We start from the raw sequence: 26,055 nt of genomic DNA, 5'->3' as shown, positions 1-26,055 counted from the left end.
TTTGTCATAATCATAACATGGCAAACGACTTAAAAAATTTAATCACTGAGTTTCTGGAACATTTGGAAATCGAAAAAGGTTCTTCGGATTTAACTGTCAGAAATTACAAATTTTATTTGGAACGATTTTTAAAACAAACCGGTGCCAATTCGCCTCAAGAAATAACTTCGGATGTTGTCCGACAATACCGCCTTTTTCTTTCTCGCTTGAAAAACTCACGTTCTGAAAGCGGCCTTTCCACCTCCACTCAAAATTATCACTTAATCGCTTTAAGAAATTTTTTAAAATATCTGGCCAAGAGAGACATTAAAACTTATGCTCCGGAAAAAATTGAATTGGCAAAAACCGGCGAAAGACAAGTTTCTTTTTTAGAGGGCGATGATTTGGAAAAACTGCTTGAAGCGCCGTTTCAAATAGAACAGCCGGATATCATAAAACTGCGCGATAAATCAATCTTGGAGCTGCTTTTTTCCACCGGCTTGCGCGTTTCAGAATTGACTAATTTAAAAATTGATGATATTAATTTAAAAAAAGATGATTTCAGTGTTTGCGGAAAAGGTAAAAAATGGAGATTGGTGTTTTTATCAAATCAGGCAAAATATTGCTTGAAAAAATATTTGGAAACGCGGACTGATATGGAACCGAATGTTTTTGTCCGACACGACAAAGCGGGAACCGACAGCGCGAAAAAAGAAAAAGGACAAAAAAATAAACCAGGCCTCACTCCCCGCTCCATTCAAAGACTGGTTAAAAAATACGCCAAAGTAGCCGGTATTACCAAAAAAATCACCACCCATACTTTGCGTCACAGTTTTGCCACTGATTTATTGGCCGGCGGCGCGGACTTGAGAGCGGTTCAAGAATTATTAGGACATAAAAATATTACCACCACTCAAATTTATACTCACGTCACAGACCAACATTTAAAAGATGTTTATCAGGCCTTCCACGATAAAAAAAGAAAAAACTAGTTTGAGGTAAGATGCGAAAAACTTATGTACAAAGAAATTGATTCCAATAAACATAAATCTATTTTACTGATTGTTATTTTTTGCGCGTTTATTTTATTCATCGGCTGGATCGTTTCCAAATACACTTCAATCGGTTCTGCGGGATTGATTATAGCCGGATTTTTCGCTTTTTTTACCACCTTGTTCGGTTATTATTCAGGTGATAAAATGGCTCTTTGGAGTTCAGGCGCTCAACCTTTGAATAAATCTGAAAATCCTTATGTTTATCGAATGGTGGAAAATCTTTGCATTACTGCCGGACTGCCTACACCTAAAATTTATATTATTAATGATTCGTCGCCTAACGCTTTTGCCACCGGCCGCGATCCAAATCACGCCTCTATCGCCTTAACTACGGGCATTATCCAAAAATTGGAAAATCAAGAATTGGAAGGAGTAATCGCTCACGAATTAAGTCATGTTAAAAATTACGATATTCGCTTAATGACCTTGGTTATAGTTTTGGTCGGACTGATTAATATTTTAGCTCGTTTAGTTTTTCAAACCGGATTTTCCGGCAATCGCGACCGAAGCGACAGAGATAATGGCAGTTCAATTTTTTTAATCGTTGGCATTGTTTTAATCGTTCTCTCGCCTATTATCGCTCAATTAATTAAATTGGCAGTTTCCAGAAAAAGAGAATATTTAGCCGACGCTTCCGGTGCGCTTTTGACTCGTTATCCCGAGGGACTAGCCAGCGCTTTGGAAAAAATTTCTCAAGATAAACAACCTTTAAAAAGAGCCGAGGCGGCCACTGCTCATTTATATATTGCCAATCCTTTTGGTCAAAACAGTTTAATGGCCAATCTTTTTTCCACTCATCCGCCGATTCAAAAACGCATCGAAGCTTTAAGAAAAATGAAATAGAAAATGTCTCGTAGTCTATTTGTCTTTTAATTTTAAATTTTTATTGCCCCCATAGTTCAATGGATAGAACGTCAGCCTTCTAAGCTGAACATAGAGGTCCGATTCCTCTTGGGGGTACCAGCCCATGGTGGCTATAGTGTAGTGGTAACACAAGACTCTGTGGAAGTCTTATCACGGGTTCGAATCCCGTTAGCCACCCCAAAAAAACGAGTTATTTTAACTCGTTTTTTTGATAAAGATAAAGTATTGACAAATTTCTAATTTTATTTATAATTTTAAATAGTTATTTTTATAAAGGAGGAAAAATGAAAAAAGAAGACTACATACCTGAATTTAGGTATTCTGATGATTTCTCGTGGCCCGACACAAAATGTCCATTTTATAAAGATTGCGAGCCATATTTTGGAGTTCTGTGTATGCACCCTGACGCACCAAAACATCACACAAAAAGAGTTGCATGTCGACCAGAATATTGTCCCTTGCTCGAAAAAAAAGAAACTACACCCAACACTATTGCCAATGTTAATGATAGGCCATCCTTAACTGATCCTTGTGTAAAATTAGAACTTTTTAAAATTATCACTTGAATAAAATCATACCACTTCGACAATGTTGAGGTGGTATTTTTTTTAAAAAGATAAAGTATTGACAAAATGACATAGAAGACTTATAGTTATAAAAGATTAATTTATTTTAATTGATTAATTTTAAAACTTATGAAAGGATTTAACGCCAATATTGAAAAAGACACTTTAGAAAATAAAAATTTCCGCAAAGTTCTATACACAGGAAAACACAGCCAGTTGGTGCTGATGAGTCTCCTGCCTAAAGAAGAAATTGGAATGGAAATTCACAATGATAATGATCAATTTTTTCGCTTTGAAGCGGGTCAAGGCAAAGTGATTATTGACGGCAATGAATATGAAGTCGGTAATGGCACCGCAATAGTTGTGCCCGCCGGAGCAAAACACAATGTTATCAATACGTCAGAGGTTGAGGACTTAAAACTTTATACCATTTATTCCCCCGCTCATCATAAAGATGGCATAGTCCGCGCGACCAAAGAAGAGGCGGAAACCAATGGCGAAGAATTTGACGGTAAAACCACAGAATAATTAACTAATTAATAAAAATATTATATGGCAAAAAGAAGCACGGGATTAAATAGACACAAAAAATCACATTCCCATAAAACCCAAAAAAGATTGGTAGCAAAAAGATTAATGCTAGAGGCAAGAAAAACAATAAAAAATACAAATAGGGCGAATCCGTCACAAAAGAAACAAGCCTAAAACTATTTTTTAAATAAAAAAGAGGCGGGGTGGTCGTTGACCAACCCCGCTTTAAAATGTCAGAACCTTAGAGCTCGTAGCTATGCGACCCCAAGGATGACATAGGCGATATGGGACCCTTAATAACCCACTTTAACCTTACGTTCCGTTTCCAATGGATTCTCCATGGAAAATCCACCAGGCGTGACCAGTTAGTACTACAGCGTGGATACGGGTGTATAGGTCTTCTCAAGACGCCCACCTCGAGAAGACTTTCTAACTTTTTAGGACTGCAATCTATACTGGTTAATAAATATAATATCAGTTCTTTAATTTTTGTCAAGGACAATTATCCACTTAAATCATAATTTTAAAGAAAGATAAAAATTTCTTTATGAAAGAGTTGACAAATTTCTAATTTTATCTATAATTTAAAATAGTTATTTTTATAAAGGAGGAAAAATGAAAAAATTAACTCTGGGTCTATCTGTATTGTCTGCGATTGTTCTTGCAATCGGGTTTTTTGCAATAACATTTAGTTTAACCAAAGACGTGATCATCGCCCTCGCCCTTGTTCTTGTTTTTACCCTTATTGCTTCTGTCTATTTTGCTTTTGTTACTAATATCAAATTCTTCTTCGTTTCATTCTTCACTGCATTCGCTGCCACTGCTATTGATTTCACTTTCTTTTCCGTCTTCACTTTTTTCAAAACCACTGCTTCCATTATTGCAGCAGTCGCCATCACCATTGGTTTCATTCTTGTCATCGTCTATATGACCTCCATTATTGATTTTAATCTTACTGATGAGATTGAGAAAAAGAAATGGTTATTAGTTCCTTTAATTTTAGCAGAGATGGGGTTAATTTGCGTGGGGATTCTTAAAATTTGTCTAAAATTTTAAGAATTTATCTTAAACGAATTTTCATTAAAAAAAGAGGTCAATTTTATTAATTTATTGACCTCTTTATTTTATTTTCCATCCCCCTAAAGAAACCAAACGGGTAATTTTTCTGGGCGGCCATTCCAAGACGATTCCTTGAGTTTTCATTAATTCTGTAATATTTACACCGTGCGCTTCCGGAGAACGACAGATATATTCCAAACCATGTTGTTTAATCGCCATCCCCTCTTCTTTCCGCTGAAAAACCCTTGCTTTAGACTGCCAATAGAGAACGCAATAAATCTGATGTTCACTCCAATCCGGATGCATTTTCAGCATTCGTTCGGCATGCGCGGCCAAATCAAATTCAGTGTAAATTAAATAAATTTTTTGCCCGAAATCAAAAACTTTGGTAATCAAGGGCAAATTTGGCGGACAATCAGATTTTTTACCAAAATTTGGACAACCATGCGGATGCTTATAATAAGAACAACAACACATAAATTGAAATCTCTTATTATAAGGTATAGCTGATGGCCCTAATTGAATAATCATTATCCCTCCTTTTATTTTAAGGTTTAATAAGAACTATAAATATAATAACAAATTTACGACTTTTGTCAAATTCAATGTAAAAGCGGCTTTCTTTTTTTAGAAAGCCGCTTTTTTATTTTTGATCAAACCCAATTTTTTGGGCATACAAATAAACCGTCTTTACGTAAAACAAGCTTCTGTTGTATTTAAAGATCGCTTCTTTATTCCACTTTCCTTCTTGCCACTTGCCTCTTTCTCTTAAAAAAATCGCTGTGCTATAAGCAGCATCGGTAAAATTGAACAAATCGATCACGCCATCATTGTTTCCGTCACAAGTGTATTTCCAACTTGAGGGAAGAAACTGGCACCAACCAAAAGCCCCGGCTGAAGATCCAAAGATACTCAAGGGATCAAATCCATTTTCTTTACAAATAACTAAGAAACAGATCAACTCTTGTTTGGCCCACTCTCTTTTCTTTACAGAATGAGATTTAAAATAGAGAGTGTTATAAACATTAAAGACTCGATAATTGCCGAAGTACCGGCCTAAGTCAGTCTCCACTTTCATAACAGAAACGATAATTTCTTTGTCCACGCCTATTTCTTTCTCAACATCCGAAAGGATAGCCTCATTAGTCAGGAGAAAGGTTTTACCATCCTGGACTGATGCGTCAGACAAAAGAAATTCCAAATATTTTTGTCTCTTTTTTTCATTCTCTTTCCCAAACGGACCAATCAAACTGTCATAAATCTCAACACGTTTATCGGAAAAAATATTTTCCAATTCTTGGCGAGTAAAATCTTTTTCCATTAATTCTTGAAAAAGATTTTCGCGTTCCGCTTGATTATTTTCACCGGCGAATAAATTACTTTCTTGGCTGAAAATAAATAAAATAATTATTCCCCATAAAAATTTATTCATTTTTATCACCCCCCCCTTTTTTTTTATTTTAAGGTACCGCAAATATTTATTCATAATATCTTAAAATTAAATTTCTGTCAATACTTAAACTTATTTTCAATTTGTTTAAATTTAAAAGTCTGCTATAATAAATCAATATGATTACTGATTTTATCAATTTTCTGGCCAATATTATAATTAAAACTATCGGCTTTAGCGGCTATAGCGGAGTTTTTTTATTAATGCTTTTGGAAAGCTGCGGTATCCCCATCCCCTCTGAAATAATTATGCCCTTTTCCGGTTTCTTAGTGGCTATGGGAAAAATGAATTTTCTGCTAGTAGCGATAATCGGAGCATTCGGAAATTTAATCGGCTCTCTTCTGGCTTATTGGATTGGCTTTAAAGGCGGACGCCCTTTGATTGAAAAATACGGCAAATATATTTTAATTTCCAAACACGACTTGGATATGGCGGACAAATGGTTTGCCAAGTTCGGAGATTTAACTGTTTTTTTTGGTCGCCTCTTGCCTATTGTCAGAACCTATATTTCCTTTCCGGCCGGCATCTCTAAAATGAATCTTAAAAAGTTTTCTTTTTATACCTTTGTCGGCGCTTTGCCTTGGTGTGCCTTATTTACTTGGCTGGGCATTAAAATGGGAAACAATTGGGATTTAATCAGAGAAAAATTTCACAATTTTGATGTATTAATCGCGGTTTTAATTATTTTAGCTGTAATTTTATATATCTGGAGGCATATCAAAAATCATCGTTCATTAAATTAAAGGAGGTGATAAAAATGGCTAATCCAACAAATGGTAAATGTCCTATTTGCGGCGGAAGAATTATGCGCGACGTGAGAACAGAATATAATCCCAAAAACGGCCCGCCAATATTTGGTCCCGGCTCAAAAAATCAATCTCATGAAGTTGACCATGGATTATATTGTGAAAAATGTAAAATTAAATTTCAAGAAATGCCCCCGCAAACAGTCAAAGAACCATTGCTGAAAGTACAATCATACTGATATTCGCCATTTAATAGGCAGATTTAAAATCTGCCTATTTTATTTGACATTTTTCAAAAAATATGCTAAAATTTATTTAATATGAGAGAAAGAAATATGGAATTTTCAAATTCCCCTGAATTACAAAAAATACCGGAGAGAAAATCTCTTTCGGCTGATTTAAATAGTCTTGAAAATGGAAAAACCCTTGAAATTAAAGGAGAACTTAAGGGCGGTGTTCCTGTTCAAGAAATTATTTGCTATAAAAAATTACCCTCTAATATTGAAAGGGTTAATTATCCCGCTCAAAACGAAAAACAAAAAGAAGGATTGTTTATTACCAAAGATATTAAAATTTTCAATAAAAATGGAGACGGAGAATCTATCCATCAAATGTTATCAAAAAAAACAATTTATTTGTCTAACGCCAAATATAACGGCCTGCCGGAAGAAGACACTTTTGGGCTTGAAACAATGGAATTCGAGAAAGAAGAAGGAGGATACAGAAAAATTGAAGTATTGTTTTACGGCGATTTAAAGGAAAAAGGCAATATACTTACTTTATTTCATGAAATCGGTCATTCTTGGATTGACGAAAAAATTGAAAAACAAATACTTGATATAGAATTAAAACTAGAGGGATCTTGGCAAGCTGTTAAAGGAAAAAAACGGAAAACTCTTAAAAATAATGAGGTGCTTTATTGTCCTCAATACGAAAAAGAATCGTACCCGGTGTCAAAAAATCTATTTGTCCAATATGAAAAATTATTGGCAATAGAAGAAAGAAATGCATGGGCATTTGCCCTAAAAAGATTGCATGAATTAAAACAAAAAGGGTTCAATTTAGAACCCGAATTAGACAGTTTGGAAAAAATAGAAGAATTTATCAATAGTACGAAGGACTTAGGCGGATACGAAAAAGAGATGGACAAAACTTTGGGCAATCCGGATGAACAAAATTTATTCGTAAAACCCCACAAACCGATAAAATAAAGATTATTTATATAAAAACAGCGAGGCCGCTTATCAACGGTCTCGCTGTTTTAGTTGACTAAACATAAAAATCAGCTTATGATTAAAGTATGATTTATAAAAATATTCCAGATTTAATTCAAAATATCAAGGCCATAAAAATAGAAAATGACGGCTTGGATATTTTAGATAAAGAACAATTAAACGAAACTATTGACGAGTTGGCGGAAAACGCGGCTTTAAACGATGATTTAGCGATTAAAAAAGCTTGCCATTGGCTGATTTTAAAAATCGGCCAAAAATTAAACGTTTATCCGGCTTCAATTAACGATTTTTATCTGGCTCATGGCCGCGGAGAATTTAAAGATATAACCGTGCCGGCCATGAATTTACGAGGATTAACTTATGAATCAGCCCAGGTTATTTTTCAAACAGCGATTAAAAAAAATATCGGTGCTTTTATTTTTGAATTGGCTCGCACGGAAATGGTTTATACCGCCCAACCCCCTATTGAATACGCGGCTGTTATTTTGGCCGCGGCGATCAAACAAGGATTTTCCGGACCAGTATTTATTCAATTAGATCACGGCCAAATAAATTTAAAAAAATATCAAGAAAATCCCGAGCAAGAATTAAATAATTTAAAAAATACAATTAAAGAATCCATTGAAGCCGGTTTTTATAATATTGACATAGACGCCTCCACTTTGGTTGATTTAACCCAATCTTCACTTGAAGAACAACAAAGAAAAAATTTTGAAACCACGGCCGAGCTGACATCATTTATCAGAAAACTGGAGCCAAAAGATATAACCGTTTCCATTGGCGGAGAAATCGGAGAAATCGGCAAAAAAAATTCAACCCCCGAAGAGCTGAAAGCATTTTTAAACAATTATAACCAAATTTTAAAAAATTCAAATATTTCCACAGGCCTTTCCAAAATCAGCGTCCAATCAGGCACCAGCCATGGCGGCATAATGCTGGCAGACGGCAAAATGGCCGATATAGAAATTGATTTTGACACTCTTAAAAATCTCGGACAAATCGCCTGCCAAGAATATGGATTAGGCGGCGCAGTAGCTCACGGCGCCTCCACTTTGAAAGATGAAATGTTCAATAAATTCACCCAAAATCAAGTTCTGGAAATTCATTTGGCCACGGCTTTTCAAAACATTATTTTAGACAACCCATATTTTCCTCAAGATTTGAAAGAAAAAATGTATGATTGGCTTAAAAATAACTGCCAAAAAGAACGAAAAGAAAATTGGAACGATGAACAATTTTTGTATAATTTAAGAAAAAAAACTTGGGGTGCATTTGAAAAAGAAATTTCTCAAATCAGCCCTGAAATCAAAGAAAAATTTTGCCAAGTCATTGGTGAAAAATTCAGTTTTCTGGCTGAACAATTAAACGTCAACAACACTCGCGAACTAATTGCCAAATACATCAAACCAACCAAAATTGATTTTAAAATGCCGGCTGAATTAAAATAATCTCATCTTGACAAAAAGCAAAAATTTGCTATAATATTTATATAAAATATAAACCGGTTATTTAAAAAAGGGAGGGGAAAATGAAAAAATTTTGGGTTGAAACTTGGATATTCTGTACCGTAGTAATTTGCGTAACAAACGATAGCGAATTCATTAAGAGATATAAAGTTACACATACCGAGAGTTATAAAACAGCTTATGGTTTACTCGAACATCTTCGTCTTGGTGGAGTTCCTAACTATGATGATCAACTTAACTTACTCAGAAAGGAACTTACAAAGGGCGGCTTGACTCTCAAGGATATTAGAACCAGTGAAGAAGAACTGGATATACTAAGAATTTGTGAAAATTCTATTATTGCAAACCAAAAATGGCTTGACTCTCTTCGTCAAAAAACTAACGAAAAGATATACAAACCAAATCCAGTCGTACATTATAATAGTAGTCTTAGTGCTACTAAACGACTATACCCACATTGGATAGACTATTGTAGTCTCTATACCTATTAATCAAAAGGGCCGCCACAAAAGCGGTCCCTTTTCTTTCCAGATAATTTAAAATTATCTGGTCAAAACTTCGCAGCCCTTTTTGGTGACCAAAATCGTGTGTTCAAAATGAGCGGATAAAGAGCCGTCCTTAGTCACTACAGTCCATCCATCACCTGAAACCTCCACTTCATAACGGCCTTGATTAACCATTGGCTCAAAAGCTAAGACCATGCCCGGCAATAGTTTAGGCCCAGTCCCCTTTTTGCCAAAATTCAAAATAGAAGGTTCTTCGTGAAGTTCTTTGCCAATACCATGACCGCAAAAATGACGAACAACGGAAAATTTATTTTTTTCCACATAATTTTGTATTTCATAAGAAATATCGCCCAAATAAATATTTGGTTTTATTTTTTTGATTGCCAAATTCAAAGAATTTTTAGTTACATTTATCAAGCGCTGCGCCTCGGGAGAAATCTTGCCCACCGGCACCGTAACCGCCATATCGGAAAAATAACCCTTATATTTTACCCCGCAATCCAAACCGACAATATCGCCTTGTTTAAATTTTTTATCTTGTCTGGGTATGCCGTGAACAACTTCATTATTTATGGAAATACAAAGAGTGGCCGGATAAGCATTTCGGCCCGAGCCGTAACCTTTAAAGGCAGGCTGCGCTCCGGCTTCAATAATCAATTTTTCGGCCAATTTATCCAAATTTAAAGTAGAATCGTCCCGATTAATCATCGGGACGATTTTTTTTATTACTTCAGACAAAATGCGCCCAGCTTGGCGCATGATTTCAATCTCTCTTTCGTCTTTAATAGGAATCATAGATATTTTTCTAAGGCCTGTTTTATATCTTCAAAAACCTTTTCCACTGATTGATTGCCGTTGATATCAATTACCTTATTTTGTCGGCGATAATATTCAATAGTTGGTTCGGCTGTTTGATGATAAACATCAAGTCTTTTTGTAATCGCTTCCGGTTTGTCATCTTCTCGTTGCACCAAAGACACCTGGCAAATGTCACAAATTTCATCTTTTTTTGGCGGTAAAGTAACCAGATGATAATTTTTTTTACACTGCGGACAAATGCGACGGCCTGACAATCTCCCTACAATCATATCTTTAGGAACCTCTAAATTAATCAAGAAATCAATACCTATTTCTTTGTCAGTAAATTCAGCCTGACCCATGGTTCGAGGATAACCTTCGGAAATAAATCCTGTTTTGCCATTATCTGTTAAAATGGCAAATTTCTCTTTCATAATCTGATTGGTTATATCATTCGGAGCGAATTCTCCTCTGTCAATTATCGGAGCAACAATTTCTCCCCACTTTGTTTTCCTGAACTCCGGATCTCGATAAATATCTCCAGGTGAAGGAATCAGAACCAATCCCAAATTTTTGTGTATTAAATCTACCTGGGTACCTTTACCGGAACCAGGTTGGCCGATCAAAACAATTTTTAAAGATTTGTTCATTTTTTACCTCCTTTGTTTTGCCAAGGTCCCCTTACAGGACAAGGGCTAATTTTAAAATTTCAAAAATTATAAATCTTCGTATTCGTACATGGAAATTTGAGATTGAACCTGTTTAACCGTTTCCAAAACAACACTGACGACGATTAAAATACCGGCACCACCGATAGTGAAAGAATTTATTTTAAAAGCTCCTTGAGTAATAATAGGTAAAATGGCGACAAGACCCAAAGCGGTTGCGCCTGCCAGCATAATTCGATTGCTGATTGAAGACAGATAACTTGCTGTTGGTTGACCCGGTCTAAGACCCGGTACAAATCCACCTTGTTTTTGCAAATTATCAGCGATTTGAGTCGGATGAAAAATAATACTTGTATAAAAATAAGTGAACGCAACAACTAAAATAAAATAGCTTAAACCGTAAATAATTTGATTTTGAAAAAGAGTCACCATATGCGAACCTAAACCGGCGATCCAAGCCGTACCCGACCGACCCATTAATTGGCCGATAAAACCGGGAAACAAGACAATTGAAATAGCAAAGATGATCGGGATCATTCCTGCTTGATTAACTTTTAACGGCAAGTATGTGTCCATTCCGCCAAACATTCTATTACCGCGAATTCTGCGAGCATAAGTAACCGGAATATTTCTTTGTCCTTCGGTTAAAAGGACAACTCCGGCAATTGTAATTAAAGCCAAGATACCGAGTATTAAAAAATTAAAAATTTGCGCTTTGTCAAAAGTAACAATTGATTGCTGCAAAGAAATCGGCAATTGTTCAACGATACCGGCAAAAATGATTAAAGAAATACCATTACCTACTTTCTTTTCAGTAATAAGTTCACCTATCCACATCAGGAAAATAGTTCCAGCCGTCATAATAATGATGGTATTAATCATCTGTATTTTTGAAGTGAATTCAATCAAATGCTGACTTGATTGTTTAAAAATCATAATCATGGCGTAAGCTTGAAGAATTGCTAAAGGTACGGTAATTAATCTGGAATATTGATTAATTTTTTGATAACCGGTTGAACCCTCTTTGCTTAAAGCTTCAAGGCGAGGCACGATCATTGTTAAAAGCTGCATAATAATAGAGGCGGTGATATAAGGACCAACGCCTAAAGCGACTAAAGAAAAATTACTCATTGCTCCACCGGAGAGAATATTCAACATGCCCAAAACCTGATTACGGGAGAAAAAATCTTGAAGATTGGCCACGTTAATTCCGGGAACCGGAATATGAGCGGCAATTCTAAAAACAACCAGCATTCCTATAACAAAAAGCAGTTTTTTTCTCAATTCTCTGATATCCCAAATTCTCCTTAATTTTTCCAACATACCAAAATTATTTAATTTATTTAATCCACCAGCTGGCGGAGCAAAATTTTTAACTACAATTTTGCGTACCCCCTTCTTTACTCCATCGGGGGTCTATCCTTTTACGATACGCCGTAAGCGAAGCGGCTTCGCCTTTTATCTTAACGATTATCGAAAGTTTATCGTTGAGATAAAGGAGGGGGTAAGGGTTTTGTTTCTACTCAGGCTTCGTCCTTCGGACTTGCCTTTGCAGACAAAACCGTTATTTTAATCGCTTGGCCGCCGGCTTTTTCAATGGCTTCAGTAGCCGATTTAGAAAAGGCCTGCGCTTTAACGATAAATTTTTTGGTTAACTTACCATTGCCTAAAATTTTTATTCCGTTTGATTTTTGCATTTTCTTAACCAAACCGATTTCAACCAATTTTTCCGGGTCAATTGTCGCTTCATTGCTGAATTTTTTCTCCAATATGTCTAAATTTATTACAACTAATTTAGGATAAATACTTTTAAAGCCTCCCAACTTTGGGATGCGCCTTAAAACAGTTTTAAATCCCATAAGTTTTAATTTTCTTTTGCCACCTGTTCTTGCTCTTTGTCCTTTTAATCCGCGACATGAATAGCAGCCGTGTCCTGAGGCATTGCCTCTGCCGACAACTTTTCTGCGATGACGAGAATTAATTTTAGGAGTTAATTTTGATAAAGAAATAGCCATAATTATATTCTATCATATCTTAAAGCTTGAAGGGCTTTAATTGTCGCCCTAGCATTATTAATTTTATTGCGAGAACCTAATGTTTTAGCAGTGATATTTTTAATACCGGTTAAGGCCAGTATAACTCTGGATACTCCGCCCGCCACAATCCCGTGTCCTTTCTCCGCCGGTCTTAATAAAATTACCGCCGATCCTTCTTTAACTTTCACCCAATGAGGAATAGTTTCGTCAGTAATAGGTATTTTAATTAAATTTTTGTTTGCTTCTCTTGTGGCCTTTGTCATAGCTAAAGATACATCAGCGCCTTTTGCCACTCCCACGCCAACATCACCCTTGCAATTGCCAATAGCAATACAAGCGCGAAAACTCATGCGTTTTCCGCCCTGGACCACCCTGGTTACCCTGGCCAATTCAATCAATTGTTGTTTGAATTCAGGCTCAACTTTTGATTCAGAGGCATTTCTACGATTTGATCTTTGTTGCATCATATTAAATTTTTAGTATTTCAATATTAAAATTAAAATTTCAATCCGCCCGCTCTGGCTCCTTCGGCTATTGCTTCTATTCTACCTTGATATTTATATCCCCCTCTATCAAAAACAACTTCTTTGGTTCCCTTTTCTAATCCTTTTTTAGCGATTAACTGTCCGACTAAAAAAGCAACTGCTTTTTTACCGGTGGAATATTTTTCATTAGTTTCCATTTTATCACTGCTTTTCTTTAAATTCAAACTGCAAGCCGATTCAAGAGTTACTCCTTTGTCGTCATCAATCAATTGAGCGTAAATATATTTATTACTTTTAAAAACAGAAAGTCTGGGGCGTTCCGCCGTCCCTTTAATCTTCGCTCGAATGCGAAGATGCCTCTTTTTTCGTAATAATATTTTAGAATCAGTAGCCATAATTTTTTATTTATATTTTAGGAAGATGTAGCTGAGACTTTTTTACCTGCCTTCTTCTTCACAACCTCACCAAGATATCTGATACCAGTCCCCTTATAAGGCTCCGGTGGTTTTAATTTTCTTATTTTAGCGGCTACATTGCCAACTGCCTGCTTGTCAATTCCGCCAATAGTAAGAATATTTTTCTCTATTTTTATTTCAATATCTTTTGAAAAAGGAAATTCCACCGGATGGGAAAAACCTATGTTTAAAGTTAATTTTTGACCGGTTACCTGGGCCTTAAAACCAATACCCACTAATTCAAGTTTTTTCTCAAATCCATTTTTAGTTCCATGAACCATATTCGAAATCAATCGATTCATAGTTCCCCATAAAGATCTTTCTGTCTTATCTTCGGGATTTGTCACTGTTACCAATATTTCATTATTTTCACTTTTAACCATTATAAAAGAAGGAAAATCCAAATCCATGGTCCCCTTCGGCCCCTTTACAGAAATATGCTGATCTTTAATTTTGACTTCTGTTCCTTGCGGAATAGAAATAATTTTTTTTCCGATACGTGACATATAATTTAATTACCAAATTTGACAAATTAATTCTCCTCCTAAACCCTTTTTGTACGCTTCTTTATTGGTCATAATGCCTTGAGAAGTGGTTAAAATTGATATTCCCAATCCATCCAATACTCTTGGCGCTCTGCCTTTTTTAACATAAATCCGTCTGCCGGGAGTGGAAACACGCTTTAAATTAGTGATAGCCGATTGTCCGTTTCTGCTATATTTTAAAATTATTTTAATTTGTTTAAAATTAGCCGCTAAAACATCTTTATTTTTCTTTGAATCAGCTTCAGTAATTTCAGCTTTTTCAATCAACCCCTCTCTCTCTAAAAGACTTACCATCTCAAATTTAATTTTAGAGTAAGGTAAAATAACTTCAGCTTTTCTCACCGCTGAGGCATTTCTAATTCTTGTTAATAAATCTGCGATTGGATCTACCATAAATTAAGTTTATAAGCTTACTAAGATTATAAGTTTATAAGTTTTTTTAAATTTTTAAGTTTATTTATATAAGTTATGTTTCATTAAATTCTTAACTTATCTACTTACTAACTTATGAACTTACCAGCTGCTCTTTCTGATGCCGGGAATAGCACCCTTGGTGGCTAATTCTCGGAAACAAATTCTGCATAAATCAAAATCTCTCATGTATCCCCTTTTTCTGCCGCAACGCCAACAGCGTCGGACAATTCGCGTTCCAAATTTAGGTTTTCTTTGAGATTTTAAAATTTGTGATAAAATTGCCATAATTAAGATTTTTTGAATGGAAATCCTATTAGTTTAAAAAGTTCAATTCCTTTTTCTTTTTCTTTAGCTGAAGTGGTGATAATAATTTCAAGACCGTGAACTTTAGTGATGCTTTCCGGAGATATTTCAGGAAAAACAATTTGTTCCTTCAGTCCGATTGATAAGTTACCTTGTTTATCAACGTTATTCATTGAAATACCCCTGAAATCTCTTGTTCTTGGAAAAGATATTTTAATTAATTTTTCCAAAAAATCATACATTTTAGATCCTCTTAAGGTAACTTTCAAGCCGACAACAAGTCCTTGTCTGATTTTAAAACCGGCAATTGATTTTTGAGATAAAGTTTTAACCGGTTGTTGTCCGGTAATTCTCAATATCGTATCAGTAGTCAAATCAACAAATTTCTGATCTTTTTCCATTATTGCACGATTTAAACCGATATTAATCGTCACTTTTTTTATTTTCGGAACCGCCATATCATTCTTATAGCCAAATTTTTCTTTCATGGCCGGAACCGCTTCTTTTAAATATTTTGTTTTTAAATTCATATTTTAGCTTTTTAGGAATTAGCTTTTTAGCTTCTTAGAAAATTTTTAAAGTTGGTTTTGTAGTTTCTAGCCCTAAAAAGCTAAGAAGCTACCAGCTAAGAAGCTGATTTATATTACTTCTTTACATTTCTTGCAAAATCTTATTTTTCTTCCATCAGCCAATACTTTTGAAGCAATTCTGATGGTTTGAGCGCATTTTGGGCAAACAAGTAAAACTCTTGAAGCGTTAAATGGCATTGGTTTTCTGATTCGTTGGCCTTTTTCATTTTCACGCTTAGCTCTTACATGTTTAATCACCATATTGATTTCTTCAACCATAATTTTATTCTCTTGCGGGAAAACCTTAACTACCCGGCCTTTTTTGCCGCGATCTTTACCTTGCATCATTTTTACTGTATCTCCTTTTCTAATTTTCATAACAAAAATTTATTCTAAATTATAACACTTCCGGAGCCATGGAAATAATTTTAGTGAATTCTTTATCTCTTAATTCTCTGGCTACCGGGCCAAAAATTCTGGTACCGCGCGGTTCTTTGGATTTTTTATCAATAATAACCGCTGCGTTATCTTCAAATCTGATATAGATTCCCGACGGTCTTCTTATTTCTTTTCTGCTTCTGATTAAAACTGCCTGAACCACTTCTCCTTTTTTAACCATAGTATGAGGAACGGCCCTTTGAATTGAAGCTGTAAAAATATCCCCTATTCCGCCGTAACGTCTTTTGTATCCTTTAAAAACATGAATAACTCTCAGCTCTTTCGCTCCGGTGTTATCCGCTACTTTTATAATTGATCTATCTTGAATCATAAAATAATTTTATTTTTATTTAACCACCTCCACTAATTTCCATTTTTTATCTTTAGATAAAGGCCTGCATTCTGCGAAAACAACAGTCTGTCCTATTTTAGCTTCATTTTTAGGATCATGAACTTTATATTTTCTGCTGAATTTATATCTTTTTTTGTATAATGGATGTATCTTAATCCGATCAATCTTAACAACGATTGTTTTCTGCATCTTATTGCTTGTTACAATGCCTTTAAAAACTCTTTTCATATTTTTTCTTTTAAAATAGTAAGGATTCTAGCAATTGTTTTTTTAACTTTATCTATTTCTTTAACATTTTTCTGTTGTTTCAATTGAATATCAAAACGAAATCCGCGATATTTTTCTTTCAAATCCGCCAATAAAGCGGTAAGTTCAGCATTTGATTTTTGGCGTAATTCTTTAACTTTCATAATTTATTTTTTCAAAAATTTAGTTTTAATGGGTAATTTATGAGAAGCTAAAGTTAATGCTTCTTTGGCTGTTACTTCATCCACGCCGGTAATTTCAAATAAAATAGTTCCGGCTCTAACAATTGCCACATAATGGTCAACCGCTCCTTTTCCTCCGCCCATTGGAGTTTCAGCTCCTTTCATAGTTACGGATTTATCAGGAAAAACTCTAATCCAAACTTTCCCACCCTTGTGTAAAAAACGAGTGATAGTACGACGAGCCGCTTCAATTTGACGAGCCGTAATCCAGCAAGCTTCGAGTCCTTTTAATCCGTATTCTCCAAAATTCAAACTAACCTTGGTACAAGCCAAATTTTTATTGCGTCGGCGCCCTTTATGCATTTTTCTATATTTTACCTTTCGTGGCATTAACATAATTAGCTTTTTAGGAATTAGCTTTTTAGCTTCTTAGACCTAATTAAAATTTTAATCCTTTATAAACCCAAACTTTTAGGCCTATCGCTCCATAAAGAGTATGGGCGACTCCCCTGGAATAATCTATATCCGCTCTTAATGTATGAAGTGGGAGTTTACCCCAAGTTAATTTTTCAACTCTGGCGATTTCAGCTCCTCCCAATCTTCCTCCTACAACAATTTTAGCTCCCAATGCTCCGCCAGTTTGCGCTACCTTGAGAGTTTTTTTCATTACTCGGCGAATTGGAGTTCTTTTTTCCACTTCGGCAATCGCGGTTTCAAGCAAGCAAGCAGCCGACAACATCGGAGCGCCTTCTTCAAGAACATTAACTTCAAGCGAAATATCTTTTGGAATAAAACTCTTTTTTAATTCTGTCTTAAGTTTTTCAATATCAATACCTCCCTTGCCGATGATCAATCCCGGTTTGGCCGTATGAATAATAATTCTTATAATATTAACCGATCTTTCAATAATAACTTTGGAAATGCCGCAATTTTTAAATTTTTTAGCCAAAAATTTTCTCATCAACACATCTTCTTTCAAGAATTGCCTAAATTTCAAGTCTTTGGCAAACCATTTTGATTCCCATTCTCTAATGACCGGTATACGAAAAATTTTTGGATTAACTTTATGTCCCATACTATATATTAAATACTTTTTCTATTAAATAATCTTTTAAGCGTACCACCTGTATTTTTACTTTTATCTTTATTTCCTCCTGGCTTATATTTACCTTTTCGATGAGCATCAAAGATTTTCTGTTCTTTTGGTTTTGAAAATTCCTTATTCGGTTTTGAATCGGAAATTTCATCGGAGATTCTGTCCATTGGCTTATCTTCTTCTTTTGCTTGCGACTCCGGAACGATTTTATCCAATTTTTGAGTTATCGGTTTTATATTTTTCGAAGCGACTCTTTCATCTAAAAATATCGTTAAATCAGAACTTCTTTTGTGTATATCCCCCACCCGTCCAAAAGCCTTGGAAGTAAATCTCTTTAACACCGGGCCTTGATTGACAAAAATTTCTTTTATAAAAAGATTTTCTTTTTTCAAATTGAAATTATGTTGAGCATTGGCAATGCCTGATTTTAAAGTTTTTAATATCAAAAGACTGGCTTTTCGCGGAATAAAATTCAATTGATCTATCGCGTCCGTAACATCCATATTCCTAATCACGGCGACAACTTGTCGCATTTTTTTAGGAGACATTTTCAAATGTTTTGTAGTAACGGATATTTTCATAATTTTTTATTTTTTAGCGGCTGGCGGAGCAACTTGAGAAGCCTGAGTTTTGGCGCCGGCGGCAATACTCGCTGATTGTTCCATTTCTTTTTGCATCTTGCCACCATGTCTGACAAATTTTCTGGTCAAAACAAACTCTCCCAATTTATGGCCAATCATATTTTCAATAATAAGCAATGGTACGTGAATTTTGCCATTATGAATGGCAATAGTAAAACCCACCATTTCCGGCACAACAACTGATCCCCTGGACCAAGTTTTAATAATTGTTTTGTCTCCGGGTTTTAAGTTTGATATTTTTTTAAGTAATTTAGGATCAATCCACGGACCCTTTTTAAGACTTCTACTCATATTTTATTTTTTTCTAACCTTTTTAACTCTTCGGTTAATAATATATTTATTTGTCCATTTCTTTTTATTGCGTGTTTTGACGCCTAAAGCCGGCTTTCCCCATGGAGTTTTAGGAGCAACCATACCGATTGGAGAATGGCCTTCGCCTCCGCCGTGCGGATGAGCAACAGGAGCCATCGCCTTTCCTCTGACTGACGGTCTGATTCCTCTGTGACGCATTCTGCCCGCTTTGCCCCAATTAGTATGCTGCCATTCCGGATTGGAAACTTGTCCGATTGTTGCTGAACAATTTTCTGAAATTAACCTTCTTTCACTTGAAGGTAATTTTACGCCGACGTATTTTCCTTCATAAGTCATTAAAGTTGCGAGCGCGCCCGCGGATCTTACAATTTGTCCGCCTGTGCCCGGTTGCAATTCAATGTTGCAAATATTATAACCCGTAGGTATAAATTTTAGAGGCATTCTGTTCCCTGTTTGTGGCTCAATCTTTTCTTTTGAGCTCATCACTGTATCGCCGACTTTAAGTTTATCCGGAGCCAGAATATATCTTTTTTCTCCATCAGGATAAAAAATTAAAGCGATCCAGCAAGTGCGATTCGGATCATATTCCAATCTTGCCACTTTACCGGGAATATTAAATTTATCTTGTTTAAAATCAATTTGTCGGTAGAATTTTTTTTCTCCCGCTCCTTGATGTCTGACCGCTATCCGTCCATGACTTCTGCCGGCTCTTGATTTTTTTATATTAATCAAACCCCTATTCGGTTCTTCTCTCGTCAATTCTTTACTTTTGACGATACTCATTTTTCGCCTGCCTGGCGTTGTTGGTTTATAAATTTGAAGCATAAATTATTATCTTTTTGCCAATTCTATTTTTTGGCCTTTTGCTAAAAAAACTAAAGCTTTTTTCCAATTAACAGTTCTGCCTTTTGATTTGCCGTATCTGACCGCTTTGCCGCTGACTTTCATAATATTAACTTTAATCGGATTAACATGATAAAGTTCTTTAATCGCTTTTCGGACTTCGATTTTATTCGCGTCTCTTGCCACTTGAAAAGCATATCGCCCTTCCGCTTCCTGTTGAGCAATTTTCTCGGTTATAATCGGCTTAATCAATATTTTATAAGCTAATTTAATGGTTTTAGTAGAAGTAGACGGGGTTGAATGTTTTTCTTCCGTTTTCTGAATTTCTTCGGTTTTCACGATTTCTTTTTGAACCGGAATATTTTGAGGCTTGGTAGGTTGTTTTTTTATAAAAGACATACTGAATTTATTTTATGGATTTAAAATTCTTTTCTATTGTCTTTAATCCCGCAAGAGTAATGAATAAATTTTCATTAGACAACAGATCGTAAACATTTAAATTTGTCACCGGCATAATTTTGACTCCTTTGATGTTTCTGGCTGATTTCATAGCTGTCTCATTTTTATCCTCAAGACAAATTATTACTTTTAATTTTTTGGCAAAAGGGAAAAATTTCTGCAAAATCTGAACAAAAACTTTTGTTTTGATTTCCGGTATTTCCAATTTATCCAAAACGAATAATTTATTTTCCAAAACTTTGTCAGACAAACACATTAAAAGCGCCTGTCGTTTGACTTTTTTATTGACTTTCAAAGAAAAATTTCTTTCATTGGTCGGCCCGAAAATAATGCCGCCGCCGCGCCACAATGGACTGCGAATTGAACCGACTCTGGCTCGTCCGGTTCCTTTCTGCGCCCAAGGTTTTTTGCCGCCGCCGCGAACTTGTCCTCTGGTTTTAGTATGAGAATAAGCGCCGCGTCGATTGGCCAATTGAGCAACCACAACCTGATGAATAAGGCTTTTATTCGCTTTAACGCCAAAAATATGGGAATTTAATTTTTCCTCACCTATTTTTTCCGCGTTTTGATTGTAGATGGTAATTGTACTTGGCATCTGATAAAAATTTTATTTTTGAATTATAAAGATTTGATTTCCAATAAACTTCCTCTCATTCCCGGAACTGCGCCTTTGACTAAAATTATATTCTTTTCAGGTTGAATATCAATAATTTCCAAATTCAAAGCTGTGGTTTGTTCGCCGCCCATTCGTCCGGCCATTCTCATTCCCTTGAAAACTCTTTGCGGAGCAGTGGCGCCGATTGAACCCGGTTCTCTCAAAGCATGCTTGGTGCCGTGACTTTTTGTCGCACCGGCGAAACCATGTCTTTTTACGCCGCCCTGAAAACCCTTTCCTTTTGAAGTGCCGATAATTTTTACTTTTTCTCCTTTTTGAAAAATATCAACATTGATCTGATCCCCTATTTTCAAGTCCGAACCCGAAACGCGAAACTCTCTTAACCATCTGTTCTGAGTTTTCACTTCCGCGGGCAAATTTTTTAAATGTCCTCCAAGGGGCTTATTTATTTTTTTTTGCAAACCTAAACCAATCTGAATCGCTTCATATTTATCTTTTTCTGTCGTTTTGATTTGAGTGACCCAACAAGGACCGGCTTCAATTTTTGTCACCGGGACGACATTATCGTCTTGAAAAACTTGAGTCATTTCTATTTTTTTACCGAGAATAAACTTCATATCTTTTTATTAAAAAAGTCGGGTTAAAGCCAAGTTTTTTCTGCCTGGCTACCTGCCCGGCTCGTAATCTGGCCAAAATTGTTTACTTAATATCACTTCATTCAAAAATGAATTAAATAAATTAATAATCAACTTAATATTACAACTTGATTTCTATATCCACTCCTGCCGGTAAACGAAGACTGGTTAAAGTTTCTATTGTTTTCGGATCAAAATCCGTGATGTCAATCAATCGTTTGTGAATTCTCTTCTCAAATTGATCTCTCGCATCTTTGTGAACAAAAGAAGACCTTAAAACAGTAAACTTTTTTATTTCAGTGGGCAAAAAAATCGGTCCAATAATTTTGGCATCGGATCTTTTTACCGCTTCAATAATGCTTTTCAAAGCTTCATCAATGACACGATGGTCATATGATTTAACTTTAATGCGAATACGCGGCTTAAAATCAGCTTCTTTTTGAGTTTGTTTAATTTTCTTTTTTTCTTCTGACATTTGATATAAAGAACAAAATCTTTTCAACCCCCTAAGATTTAGGGGGTTGAATAAAAGATTTATTTAATTATTTTAGTTACGACGCCCGCGCCAACAGTCTTTCCGCCTTCACGAATAGCGAATTTCTGTTGTTCTTCCAAGGCGACCTGTTTGATCAATTTAATATTCAAATTAATCGTATCTCCAGGCATGGCCATTTCTGTTCCTTCCGGAAGAGTAGCGTCACCGGTCACATCAGTTGTTCTGATATAAAATTGCGGTTTATAACCATTAAAGAATGGAGTGTGTCTGCCTCCGTCTTCTTTTGAAAGAATATAAACCTTTCCTTCAAATTCAGAATGAGGAACAACAGTGCCCGGTTTAACGATAACCTGACCTCTCTCCACATCTTCTTTCTTGATACCGCGTAAAAGTATACCGGCATTATCGCCCGCCATACCTTCATCTAATGATTTTCTAAACATTTCAATGCCGATAACAGTTGTTTTTATTGTTGGTCTGATACCGATAATTTCAACTTCATCGCCCACTTTAACCACTCCTCTCTCAATTCTACCAGTCACAACAGTGCCTCTTCCTTCAATGGAGAAAATATCTTCAATAGGCATTAAGAAAGGTTTGTCAGTATCTCTTTTTGGCTCAGGAACATAACTGTCCAAAGCTTCCACTAATTTTAAAATCGGGCCGCAGTGAGGACAATCTGCTTTACCGCATTTGCATTCCAAGGCTTTCAAAGCTGAACCTTCGATAAAAGGAATTTCATCAGCCGGGAATTCATTTTTTCTAAGTAAATCTTTTACTTCTTCTTTAGCCAATTCAATGAATTCTTTATCATCAACCATATCTGTTTTATTTAAGAAAACGACAATGGCCGGCACGCCTACTTGGCGAGCCAAAAGAATGTGCTCTCTTGTTTGCGGCATTGGACCATCAGCAGCGGAAACGACCAAAATTGCTCCATCCATTTGAGCAGCACCGGTGATCATGTTTTTAATATAGTCAGCATGGCCCGGACAATCGATATGGGCATAATGACGTTTTGCTGTTTCATATTCTACGTGAGCCAAAGCAATGGTAATACCTCTTTCTCTTTCTTCCGGGGCATTATCAATTTGGTCAATAGACCTATTTTCAGCTTTCATACCGCTGGCTCTTAAACATTGCAAAATAGCCGCAGTTAAAGTGGTCTTACCATGGTCAACGTGTCCAATAGTACCAACATTGACGTGAGATTTATTTCTTTGAAATTTTTCTTTTTCTGCCATATTTTTATTTACCTCATTAATTAATCGCGAACTACTTTTTAAATTTTATTAGTCGCGAATTAAAAATATTAATTTAAATTATTATTCTGTTAAGTATACTATTTTAATTTTAATTTGACAATACTTACTTTTCCACAACAAACCCACAAATTATTTGATGGTTGATTTTCCTTTTTCAACAATTTTATTTTGAACATTCATCGGCACTTCGGCATAATTGGAAAATTCCAAATTTGAGTTTCCTCTGCCTTCAGTCAAAGATCTCAAAACAGTCGTATAACTGAACATTTCTCCAAGCGGTACGGTTGCGTCAATTACTCTCATTTGTCCGCGAGTTCTTGTCCCTTGAATTTGAGCGCGTCGAGAATTAAGATCGCCAATAATTTCTCCCATGAATTTTTCCGGAACCAATACTTCAATTTTCATTACCGGTTCTAATAAAACAGGTTTTGCTTTTAAGGTTCCTTCTTTAATGGCTCTTGAAGCGGCAATTTTAAACGCTGCTTCCGAAGAATCAACTTCGTGATAAGAACCGTCGAACACGGCAACCTTCATATCAACCAACGGGAAGCCGGCTAAAACGCCGTTTGCCATTGATTCTATGACACCCTTTTTAACAGCCGGAATATATTCTCTGGGAATCGTACCACCTTTAATTTCGTCAACAAATTCAAAACCCTTGCCTCTTTCAAGTGGTTCCAATCTTAACCAACAATCTCCGTATTGACCGCGTCCACCTGATTGATGAACATATTTTCCTTGAATTTCCACTTTTTGACTAATTGTTTCTTTATAAGCAACTTGCGGCTGACCGACGTTGACATCAACTTTGAATTCTCTTTTTAATCTATCAACGATAATTTCCAAATGAAATTCTCCCATTCCGGAAATAATAGTTTGGCCGGTATTTTCATCAACTTTAACTTTAAATGTTGGATCTTCTTCAACCAATTTTGAAATAACCACACCCATTTTTTCTTGATCAATTTTAGTTTTCGGTTCAACGGCAATAGAGATAACCGGTTCCGGGAAAACGATATTCTCCAAAGTAATCGGATGATCGGGATCACAAAGCGTGTCGCCGGTGCGGGTATTTTTAATACCGACAATGGCGGCAATGTCTCCGGCAAAAACTTCATTGATTTCATCTCTTTGATTGGCGTGCATTCTTACGATTCTGCTGACTCTTTCTTTATTACCGGTCGTAGTATTTAAAATATAAGAACCTGCCGGCAAATGGCCGGAATAAACTCTAAAATAACATAATCTTCCCACAAACGGATCAGTGGCGATTTTAAAAGCCAAAGCGGAGAACGGTTCGTTATCATCAGCTTTACGAATCTCTTTTTTATCAGTATCCGGAACCGTACCTTCGAGCGGAGGAACATCCAATGGTGAAGGCAAATATGTGCAAATTCCGTCCAATAATGATTGAACTCCTTTATTTTTTAAAGCTGAACCGCAAAAAACCGGCATTATTTTATTATTAATAACTGCCTGGCGTAAAACTTTTTTTAATTCTTCTATTGGCGGTTCTTTACCACCCAAATATTGCTGCATTAATTTATCATCTTGTTCAACAATGGCTTCAATCAATTCCGCTCTGTATTTTTCAACTAATTCTTTCATGTCTTGAGGCACATCTTCTTCTCTCATATCTTTTCCCATTTCATCATAATATACAGTGGCTCTACGAGTGAATAAATCAATAATGCCTTTAAAATTAGACTCAGCGCCAATCGGCAATTGAACCGGTCGGGCACTTGGCGTTAATCTTTCATGAATAGAAGCGATGTCAGCATAAAAATCCGCGCCCATTCTGTCCATTTTATTAACAAAAGCAATTAAAGGCACTTTAAATTTTTCCGCCTGATGATAAACAGTTTCTGATTGCGGTTCTACACCGGCGACTCCGTCAAAAACCACTACGCCGCCATCCAAAACTCTTAAAGATCTCTGAACTTCGGCCGTAAAATCAATATGGCCCGGAGTGTCGATAAGATTGATGCGGACTAATTCTTCTCCTGGAACTTGCCAAAAAACCGTGGTGGCCGCGGCAGTAATTGTTACCCCCCTTTCTCTTTCTTGAACCATCCAATCCATTTCAGCTGCGCCTTCATGAACTTCTCCGATTTTATGTTTTTTACCGGTATAATATAAAATACGCTCGGAAACTGTGGTTTTACCGGCGTCAATATGAGCGATAATACCTATATTACGTGTTTGATGTAAACTATATTCTCTGGGCATAAAATTTAAAATTAATATTGAGCAAAATGAGCAAAAGCCTTATTTGCTTCAGCCATACGATAAACATCGTCCTTTTTTTTGATTGCCAATCCTTGATTATTCAAGGCATCTGTCATTTCTTGGGCTAATTTCTCAGCCATAGCCTTGCCTTTGCGATTTCTGGCTGCTTCAATTATCCAGCGTGAAGCCAAGACAAAACGGCGATCTTCAGTAGTTTGAACCGGAACTTGATAGTTGGCTCCGCCAACTCTGCGAGATCTCAATTCAACCATTGGAGAAATATTTTCCATGGCTTGATTAAAAACTTCTAATCCGTCTTTATTGTTTTGTTTGGCCAAAATATCAATCGCGCCATAAACTATTTTTTGGGCAGTTGTTTTCTTTCCCCTTTCCATTATATAGTTAATGAATTTCGCCAACTTTAACGAATTATATTTGATATCCGGTAAAATTTTTCTTTTTATAGATTGTTTTCCTCTCATACTTTAAATTAAATAAATAAATTAAACTTGATT

At 35.8% G+C, this 26,055-nt stretch carries 38 protein-coding genes and 2 tRNA genes; 12 read left to right on the top strand and 28 right to left on the bottom strand.

Annotated features, from left to right (window positions below; all coding sequences use genetic code 11):
• Positions 1–17 precede the first annotated feature (17 nt).
• The 7 genes from PHF10_03750 to PHF10_03720 all read left to right on the top strand — a co-directional run bounded on the left by PHF10_03750 (position 18) and on the right by PHF10_03720 (position 4,051).
• Positions 18–971, top strand: coding sequence for a tyrosine-type recombinase/integrase (locus PHF10_03750; protein MDD5534835.1), 954 nt, complete (start codon positions 18–20; stop codon positions 969–971).
• A 24-nt stretch (positions 972–995) separates the two neighbouring features.
• A complete protein-coding gene (locus PHF10_03745; protein MDD5534834.1) occupies positions 996–1,877 on the top strand; it encodes a M48 family metallopeptidase in 882 nt (293 codons plus the stop codon).
• Between the two features lie 45 nt (positions 1,878–1,922).
• A tRNA-Arg gene (locus tag PHF10_03740) sits at positions 1,923–1,997 on the top strand.
• Between the two features lie 7 nt (positions 1,998–2,004).
• Positions 2,005–2,078, top strand: a tRNA-His gene (locus PHF10_03735).
• Positions 2,079–2,182: 104 nt separating this feature from the next.
• Complete coding sequence (locus PHF10_03730; protein MDD5534833.1) at positions 2,183–2,464, top strand: hypothetical protein; 282 nt, start codon at positions 2,183–2,185, stop codon at positions 2,462–2,464.
• A 129-nt stretch (positions 2,465–2,593) separates the two neighbouring features.
• Positions 2,594–2,992, top strand: coding sequence for a cupin domain-containing protein (locus tag PHF10_03725; GenBank protein ID MDD5534832.1), 399 nt, complete (start codon positions 2,594–2,596; stop codon positions 2,990–2,992).
• A 618-nt stretch (positions 2,993–3,610) separates the two neighbouring features.
• Positions 3,611–4,051, top strand: coding sequence for a hypothetical protein (locus PHF10_03720; GenBank protein ID MDD5534831.1), 441 nt, complete (start codon positions 3,611–3,613; stop codon positions 4,049–4,051).
• Positions 4,052–4,114: 63 nt separating this feature from the next.
• Here PHF10_03720 and PHF10_03715 read toward each other — a convergent pair whose 3' ends face one another.
• Both PHF10_03715 and PHF10_03710 read right to left on the bottom strand, forming a co-directional pair.
• Positions 4,115–4,585: a hypothetical protein gene (locus PHF10_03715; GenBank protein MDD5534830.1), complete on the bottom strand. Its 471-nt coding sequence runs from the start codon at positions 4,583–4,585 to the stop codon at positions 4,115–4,117.
• Between the two features lie 112 nt (positions 4,586–4,697).
• Entirely contained in the window at positions 4,698–5,486 is a 789-nt protein-coding gene (locus PHF10_03710) for a lytic murein transglycosylase (GenBank protein ID MDD5534829.1), read from the bottom strand.
• A 137-nt stretch (positions 5,487–5,623) separates the two neighbouring features.
• Between PHF10_03710 and PHF10_03705 the strand changes: the two genes are divergently transcribed.
• The 5 genes from PHF10_03705 to PHF10_03685 all read left to right on the top strand — a co-directional run bounded on the left by PHF10_03705 (position 5,624) and on the right by PHF10_03685 (position 9,442).
• On the top strand, positions 5,624–6,247 hold the full coding sequence (locus tag PHF10_03705) for a DedA family protein (protein ID MDD5534828.1): 624 nt from the start codon (positions 5,624–5,626) through the stop codon (positions 6,245–6,247).
• Between the two features lie 14 nt (positions 6,248–6,261).
• The gene (locus PHF10_03700; protein MDD5534827.1) at positions 6,262–6,489 is read left to right on the top strand and encodes a hypothetical protein; all 228 of its coding nucleotides are present in this window, start codon (positions 6,262–6,264) and stop codon (positions 6,487–6,489) included.
• Positions 6,490–6,570: 81 nt separating this feature from the next.
• Positions 6,571–7,461: a hypothetical protein gene (locus PHF10_03695; protein MDD5534826.1), complete on the top strand. Its 891-nt coding sequence runs from the start codon at positions 6,571–6,573 to the stop codon at positions 7,459–7,461.
• Positions 7,462–7,550: 89 nt separating this feature from the next.
• Entirely contained in the window at positions 7,551–8,933 is a 1,383-nt protein-coding gene (locus PHF10_03690) for a class II fructose-bisphosphate aldolase (protein MDD5534825.1), read from the top strand.
• Between the two features lie 80 nt (positions 8,934–9,013).
• The gene (locus PHF10_03685) at positions 9,014–9,442 is read left to right on the top strand and encodes a hypothetical protein (GenBank protein ID MDD5534824.1); all 429 of its coding nucleotides are present in this window, start codon (positions 9,014–9,016) and stop codon (positions 9,440–9,442) included.
• A 51-nt stretch (positions 9,443–9,493) separates the two neighbouring features.
• Here PHF10_03685 and map read toward each other — a convergent pair whose 3' ends face one another.
• From map to rpsG, 26 genes are all read right to left on the bottom strand, one after another.
• Positions 9,494–10,252: a type I methionyl aminopeptidase gene (map, locus tag PHF10_03680; GenBank protein MDD5534823.1), complete on the bottom strand. Its 759-nt coding sequence runs from the start codon at positions 10,250–10,252 to the stop codon at positions 9,494–9,496.
• The gene (locus PHF10_03675) at positions 10,249–10,905 is read right to left on the bottom strand and encodes a nucleoside monophosphate kinase (protein MDD5534822.1); all 657 of its coding nucleotides are present in this window, start codon (positions 10,903–10,905) and stop codon (positions 10,249–10,251) included. Before PHF10_03675 ends, map begins: the two co-directional genes overlap by 4 nt.
• A gap of 66 nt (positions 10,906–10,971) precedes the next feature.
• Positions 10,972–12,246 carry a preprotein translocase subunit SecY gene (gene secY / locus PHF10_03670; GenBank protein ID MDD5534821.1) on the bottom strand — a complete coding sequence of 425 codons (1,275 nt, stop codon included), beginning with the start codon at positions 12,244–12,246 and terminating at the stop codon, positions 10,972–10,974.
• Positions 12,247–12,446: 200 nt separating this feature from the next.
• Entirely contained in the window at positions 12,447–12,938 is a 492-nt protein-coding gene (gene rplO / locus PHF10_03665; GenBank protein MDD5534820.1) for a 50S ribosomal protein L15, read from the bottom strand.
• Positions 12,939–12,940: 2 nt separating this feature from the next.
• Positions 12,941–13,426, bottom strand: coding sequence for a 30S ribosomal protein S5 (gene rpsE, locus PHF10_03660; GenBank protein ID MDD5534819.1), 486 nt, complete (start codon positions 13,424–13,426; stop codon positions 12,941–12,943).
• Between the two features lie 29 nt (positions 13,427–13,455).
• The gene (gene rplR / locus PHF10_03655) at positions 13,456–13,839 is read right to left on the bottom strand and encodes a 50S ribosomal protein L18 (protein MDD5534818.1); all 384 of its coding nucleotides are present in this window, start codon (positions 13,837–13,839) and stop codon (positions 13,456–13,458) included.
• A 17-nt stretch (positions 13,840–13,856) separates the two neighbouring features.
• Complete coding sequence (gene rplF / locus PHF10_03650; GenBank protein MDD5534817.1) at positions 13,857–14,405, bottom strand: 50S ribosomal protein L6; 549 nt, start codon at positions 14,403–14,405, stop codon at positions 13,857–13,859.
• Between the two features lie 9 nt (positions 14,406–14,414).
• Positions 14,415–14,837: a 30S ribosomal protein S8 gene (gene rpsH / locus PHF10_03645; protein ID MDD5534816.1), complete on the bottom strand. Its 423-nt coding sequence runs from the start codon at positions 14,835–14,837 to the stop codon at positions 14,415–14,417.
• Between the two features lie 120 nt (positions 14,838–14,957).
• Positions 14,958–15,143 carry a type Z 30S ribosomal protein S14 gene (locus tag PHF10_03640; GenBank protein MDD5534815.1) on the bottom strand — a complete coding sequence of 62 codons (186 nt, stop codon included), beginning with the start codon at positions 15,141–15,143 and terminating at the stop codon, positions 14,958–14,960.
• A 2-nt stretch (positions 15,144–15,145) separates the two neighbouring features.
• Positions 15,146–15,691: a 50S ribosomal protein L5 gene (gene rplE, locus PHF10_03635; GenBank protein MDD5534814.1), complete on the bottom strand. Its 546-nt coding sequence runs from the start codon at positions 15,689–15,691 to the stop codon at positions 15,146–15,148.
• A gap of 108 nt (positions 15,692–15,799) precedes the next feature.
• Complete coding sequence (rplX, locus tag PHF10_03630; GenBank protein ID MDD5534813.1) at positions 15,800–16,108, bottom strand: 50S ribosomal protein L24; 309 nt, start codon at positions 16,106–16,108, stop codon at positions 15,800–15,802.
• A gap of 19 nt (positions 16,109–16,127) precedes the next feature.
• Positions 16,128–16,499: a 50S ribosomal protein L14 gene (gene rplN / locus PHF10_03625; protein ID MDD5534812.1), complete on the bottom strand. Its 372-nt coding sequence runs from the start codon at positions 16,497–16,499 to the stop codon at positions 16,128–16,130.
• 15 nt (positions 16,500–16,514) lie between these two features.
• The gene (gene rpsQ, locus PHF10_03620) at positions 16,515–16,748 is read right to left on the bottom strand and encodes a 30S ribosomal protein S17 (protein ID MDD5534811.1); all 234 of its coding nucleotides are present in this window, start codon (positions 16,746–16,748) and stop codon (positions 16,515–16,517) included.
• Positions 16,745–16,930 carry a 50S ribosomal protein L29 gene (gene rpmC / locus PHF10_03615; GenBank protein MDD5534810.1) on the bottom strand — a complete coding sequence of 62 codons (186 nt, stop codon included), beginning with the start codon at positions 16,928–16,930 and terminating at the stop codon, positions 16,745–16,747. The genes rpsQ and rpmC overlap by 4 nt, the downstream gene beginning before the upstream one ends.
• Positions 16,931–16,933: 3 nt before the next feature.
• Positions 16,934–17,344 (bottom strand): 50S ribosomal protein L16, encoded by a 411-nt coding sequence (gene rplP / locus PHF10_03610; protein ID MDD5534809.1) that lies wholly within the window; start codon positions 17,342–17,344, stop codon positions 16,934–16,936.
• Between the two features lie 43 nt (positions 17,345–17,387).
• Positions 17,388–18,023, bottom strand: coding sequence for a 30S ribosomal protein S3 (rpsC, locus tag PHF10_03605; GenBank protein MDD5534808.1), 636 nt, complete (start codon positions 18,021–18,023; stop codon positions 17,388–17,390).
• Between the two features lie 8 nt (positions 18,024–18,031).
• On the bottom strand, positions 18,032–18,625 hold the full coding sequence (gene rplV, locus PHF10_03600; GenBank protein MDD5534807.1) for a 50S ribosomal protein L22: 594 nt from the start codon (positions 18,623–18,625) through the stop codon (positions 18,032–18,034).
• A gap of 6 nt (positions 18,626–18,631) precedes the next feature.
• A complete protein-coding gene (gene rpsS, locus PHF10_03595; protein ID MDD5534806.1) occupies positions 18,632–18,976 on the bottom strand; it encodes a 30S ribosomal protein S19 in 345 nt (114 codons plus the stop codon).
• 3 nt (positions 18,977–18,979) lie between these two features.
• A complete protein-coding gene (gene rplB, locus PHF10_03590; GenBank protein ID MDD5534805.1) occupies positions 18,980–19,822 on the bottom strand; it encodes a 50S ribosomal protein L2 in 843 nt (280 codons plus the stop codon).
• 6 nt (positions 19,823–19,828) lie between these two features.
• Positions 19,829–20,239 carry a 50S ribosomal protein L23 gene (gene rplW / locus PHF10_03585; protein MDD5534804.1) on the bottom strand — a complete coding sequence of 137 codons (411 nt, stop codon included), beginning with the start codon at positions 20,237–20,239 and terminating at the stop codon, positions 19,829–19,831.
• A 7-nt stretch (positions 20,240–20,246) separates the two neighbouring features.
• Positions 20,247–20,894, bottom strand: a complete 648-nt coding sequence (rplD, locus tag PHF10_03580) for a 50S ribosomal protein L4 (protein ID MDD5534803.1) — start codon at positions 20,892–20,894, stop codon at positions 20,247–20,249.
• A 23-nt stretch (positions 20,895–20,917) separates the two neighbouring features.
• Complete coding sequence (gene rplC / locus PHF10_03575; protein MDD5534802.1) at positions 20,918–21,532, bottom strand: 50S ribosomal protein L3; 615 nt, start codon at positions 21,530–21,532, stop codon at positions 20,918–20,920.
• 139 nt (positions 21,533–21,671) lie between these two features.
• The gene (gene rpsJ / locus PHF10_03570; protein ID MDD5534801.1) at positions 21,672–22,025 is read right to left on the bottom strand and encodes a 30S ribosomal protein S10; all 354 of its coding nucleotides are present in this window, start codon (positions 22,023–22,025) and stop codon (positions 21,672–21,674) included.
• Positions 22,026–22,084: 59 nt separating this feature from the next.
• Positions 22,085–23,290, bottom strand: coding sequence for an elongation factor Tu (gene tuf, locus PHF10_03565; GenBank protein ID MDD5534800.1), 1,206 nt, complete (start codon positions 23,288–23,290; stop codon positions 22,085–22,087).
• A 150-nt stretch (positions 23,291–23,440) separates the two neighbouring features.
• Entirely contained in the window at positions 23,441–25,540 is a 2,100-nt protein-coding gene (gene fusA, locus PHF10_03560; protein ID MDD5534799.1) for an elongation factor G, read from the bottom strand.
• Positions 25,541–25,551: 11 nt separating this feature from the next.
• Entirely contained in the window at positions 25,552–26,022 is a 471-nt protein-coding gene (rpsG, locus tag PHF10_03555; protein ID MDD5534798.1) for a 30S ribosomal protein S7, read from the bottom strand.
• Positions 26,023–26,055: the final 33 nt, after the last annotated feature.

The organism is Patescibacteria group bacterium, assembly GCA_028716665.1.
Lineage (GTDB): Bacteria > Patescibacteriota > Patescibacteriia > UBA2591 > JAQUPP01 > JAQUPP01.
Note: the sequence above shows the minus strand (reverse complement) of the source record. Positions and strands in the feature narration are given on the sequence as shown.

Excerpts from the sequence above, each read along its gene's own strand:
- PHF10_03750 (MDD5534835.1), top strand. The coding sequence starts at position 18 with ATGGCAAACGACTTAAAAAATTTAATCACTGAGTTTCTGGAACATTTG.
- PHF10_03745 (MDD5534834.1), top strand. The coding sequence starts at position 996 with ATGTACAAAGAAATTGATTCCAATAAACATAAATCTATTTTACTGATT.
- PHF10_03730 (MDD5534833.1), top strand. The coding sequence starts at position 2,183 with ATGAAAAAAGAAGACTACATACCTGAATTTAGGTATTCTGATGATTTC.
- PHF10_03725 (MDD5534832.1), top strand. The coding sequence starts at position 2,594 with ATGAAAGGATTTAACGCCAATATTGAAAAAGACACTTTAGAAAATAAA.
- PHF10_03720 (MDD5534831.1), top strand. The coding sequence starts at position 3,611 with ATGAAAAAATTAACTCTGGGTCTATCTGTATTGTCTGCGATTGTTCTT.
- PHF10_03715 (MDD5534830.1), bottom strand. The coding sequence starts at position 4,585 with ATGATTATTCAATTAGGGCCATCAGCTATACCTTATAATAAGAGATTT.
- PHF10_03710 (MDD5534829.1), bottom strand. The coding sequence starts at position 5,486 with ATGAATAAATTTTTATGGGGAATAATTATTTTATTTATTTTCAGCCAA.
- PHF10_03705 (MDD5534828.1), top strand. The coding sequence starts at position 5,624 with ATGATTACTGATTTTATCAATTTTCTGGCCAATATTATAATTAAAACT.
- PHF10_03700 (MDD5534827.1), top strand. The coding sequence starts at position 6,262 with ATGGCTAATCCAACAAATGGTAAATGTCCTATTTGCGGCGGAAGAATT.
- PHF10_03695 (MDD5534826.1), top strand. The coding sequence starts at position 6,571 with ATGAGAGAAAGAAATATGGAATTTTCAAATTCCCCTGAATTACAAAAA.
- PHF10_03690 (MDD5534825.1), top strand. The coding sequence starts at position 7,551 with ATGATTTATAAAAATATTCCAGATTTAATTCAAAATATCAAGGCCATA.
- PHF10_03685 (MDD5534824.1), top strand. The coding sequence starts at position 9,014 with ATGAAAAAATTTTGGGTTGAAACTTGGATATTCTGTACCGTAGTAATT.
- map (MDD5534823.1), bottom strand. The coding sequence starts at position 10,252 with ATGATTCCTATTAAAGACGAAAGAGAGATTGAAATCATGCGCCAAGCT.
- PHF10_03675 (MDD5534822.1), bottom strand. The coding sequence starts at position 10,905 with ATGAACAAATCTTTAAAAATTGTTTTGATCGGCCAACCTGGTTCCGGT.
- secY (MDD5534821.1), bottom strand. The coding sequence starts at position 12,246 with ATGTTGGAAAAATTAAGGAGAATTTGGGATATCAGAGAATTGAGAAAA.
- rplO (MDD5534820.1), bottom strand. The coding sequence starts at position 12,938 with ATGGCTATTTCTTTATCAAAATTAACTCCTAAAATTAATTCTCGTCAT.
- rpsE (MDD5534819.1), bottom strand. The coding sequence starts at position 13,426 with ATGATGCAACAAAGATCAAATCGTAGAAATGCCTCTGAATCAAAAGTT.
- rplR (MDD5534818.1), bottom strand. The coding sequence starts at position 13,839 with ATGGCTACTGATTCTAAAATATTATTACGAAAAAAGAGGCATCTTCGC.
- rplF (MDD5534817.1), bottom strand. The coding sequence starts at position 14,405 with ATGTCACGTATCGGAAAAAAAATTATTTCTATTCCGCAAGGAACAGAA.
- rpsH (MDD5534816.1), bottom strand. The coding sequence starts at position 14,837 with ATGGTAGATCCAATCGCAGATTTATTAACAAGAATTAGAAATGCCTCA.
- PHF10_03640 (MDD5534815.1), bottom strand. The coding sequence starts at position 15,143 with ATGGCAATTTTATCACAAATTTTAAAATCTCAAAGAAAACCTAAATTT.
- rplE (MDD5534814.1), bottom strand. The coding sequence starts at position 15,691 with ATGAATTTAAAAACAAAATATTTAAAAGAAGCGGTTCCGGCCATGAAA.
- rplX (MDD5534813.1), bottom strand. The coding sequence starts at position 16,108 with ATGAAAATTAGAAAAGGAGATACAGTAAAAATGATGCAAGGTAAAGAT.
- rplN (MDD5534812.1), bottom strand. The coding sequence starts at position 16,499 with ATGATTCAAGATAGATCAATTATAAAAGTAGCGGATAACACCGGAGCG.
- rpsQ (MDD5534811.1), bottom strand. The coding sequence starts at position 16,748 with ATGAAAAGAGTTTTTAAAGGCATTGTAACAAGCAATAAGATGCAGAAA.
- rpmC (MDD5534810.1), bottom strand. The coding sequence starts at position 16,930 with ATGAAAGTTAAAGAATTACGCCAAAAATCAAATGCTGAACTTACCGCT.
- rplP (MDD5534809.1), bottom strand. The coding sequence starts at position 17,344 with ATGTTAATGCCACGAAAGGTAAAATATAGAAAAATGCATAAAGGGCGC.
- rpsC (MDD5534808.1), bottom strand. The coding sequence starts at position 18,023 with ATGGGACATAAAGTTAATCCAAAAATTTTTCGTATACCGGTCATTAGA.
- rplV (MDD5534807.1), bottom strand. The coding sequence starts at position 18,625 with ATGAAAATATCCGTTACTACAAAACATTTGAAAATGTCTCCTAAAAAA.
- rpsS (MDD5534806.1), bottom strand. The coding sequence starts at position 18,976 with ATGAGTAGAAGTCTTAAAAAGGGTCCGTGGATTGATCCTAAATTACTT.
- rplB (MDD5534805.1), bottom strand. The coding sequence starts at position 19,822 with ATGCTTCAAATTTATAAACCAACAACGCCAGGCAGGCGAAAAATGAGT.
- rplW (MDD5534804.1), bottom strand. The coding sequence starts at position 20,239 with ATGTCTTTTATAAAAAAACAACCTACCAAGCCTCAAAATATTCCGGTT.
- rplD (MDD5534803.1), bottom strand. The coding sequence starts at position 20,894 with ATGCCAAGTACAATTACCATCTACAATCAAAACGCGGAAAAAATAGGT.
- rplC (MDD5534802.1), bottom strand. The coding sequence starts at position 21,532 with ATGAAGTTTATTCTCGGTAAAAAAATAGAAATGACTCAAGTTTTTCAA.
- rpsJ (MDD5534801.1), bottom strand. The coding sequence starts at position 22,025 with ATGTCAGAAGAAAAAAAGAAAATTAAACAAACTCAAAAAGAAGCTGAT.
- tuf (MDD5534800.1), bottom strand. The coding sequence starts at position 23,290 with ATGGCAGAAAAAGAAAAATTTCAAAGAAATAAATCTCACGTCAATGTT.
- fusA (MDD5534799.1), bottom strand. The coding sequence starts at position 25,540 with ATGCCCAGAGAATATAGTTTACATCAAACACGTAATATAGGTATTATC.
- rpsG (MDD5534798.1), bottom strand. The coding sequence starts at position 26,022 with ATGAGAGGAAAACAATCTATAAAAAGAAAAATTTTACCGGATATCAAA.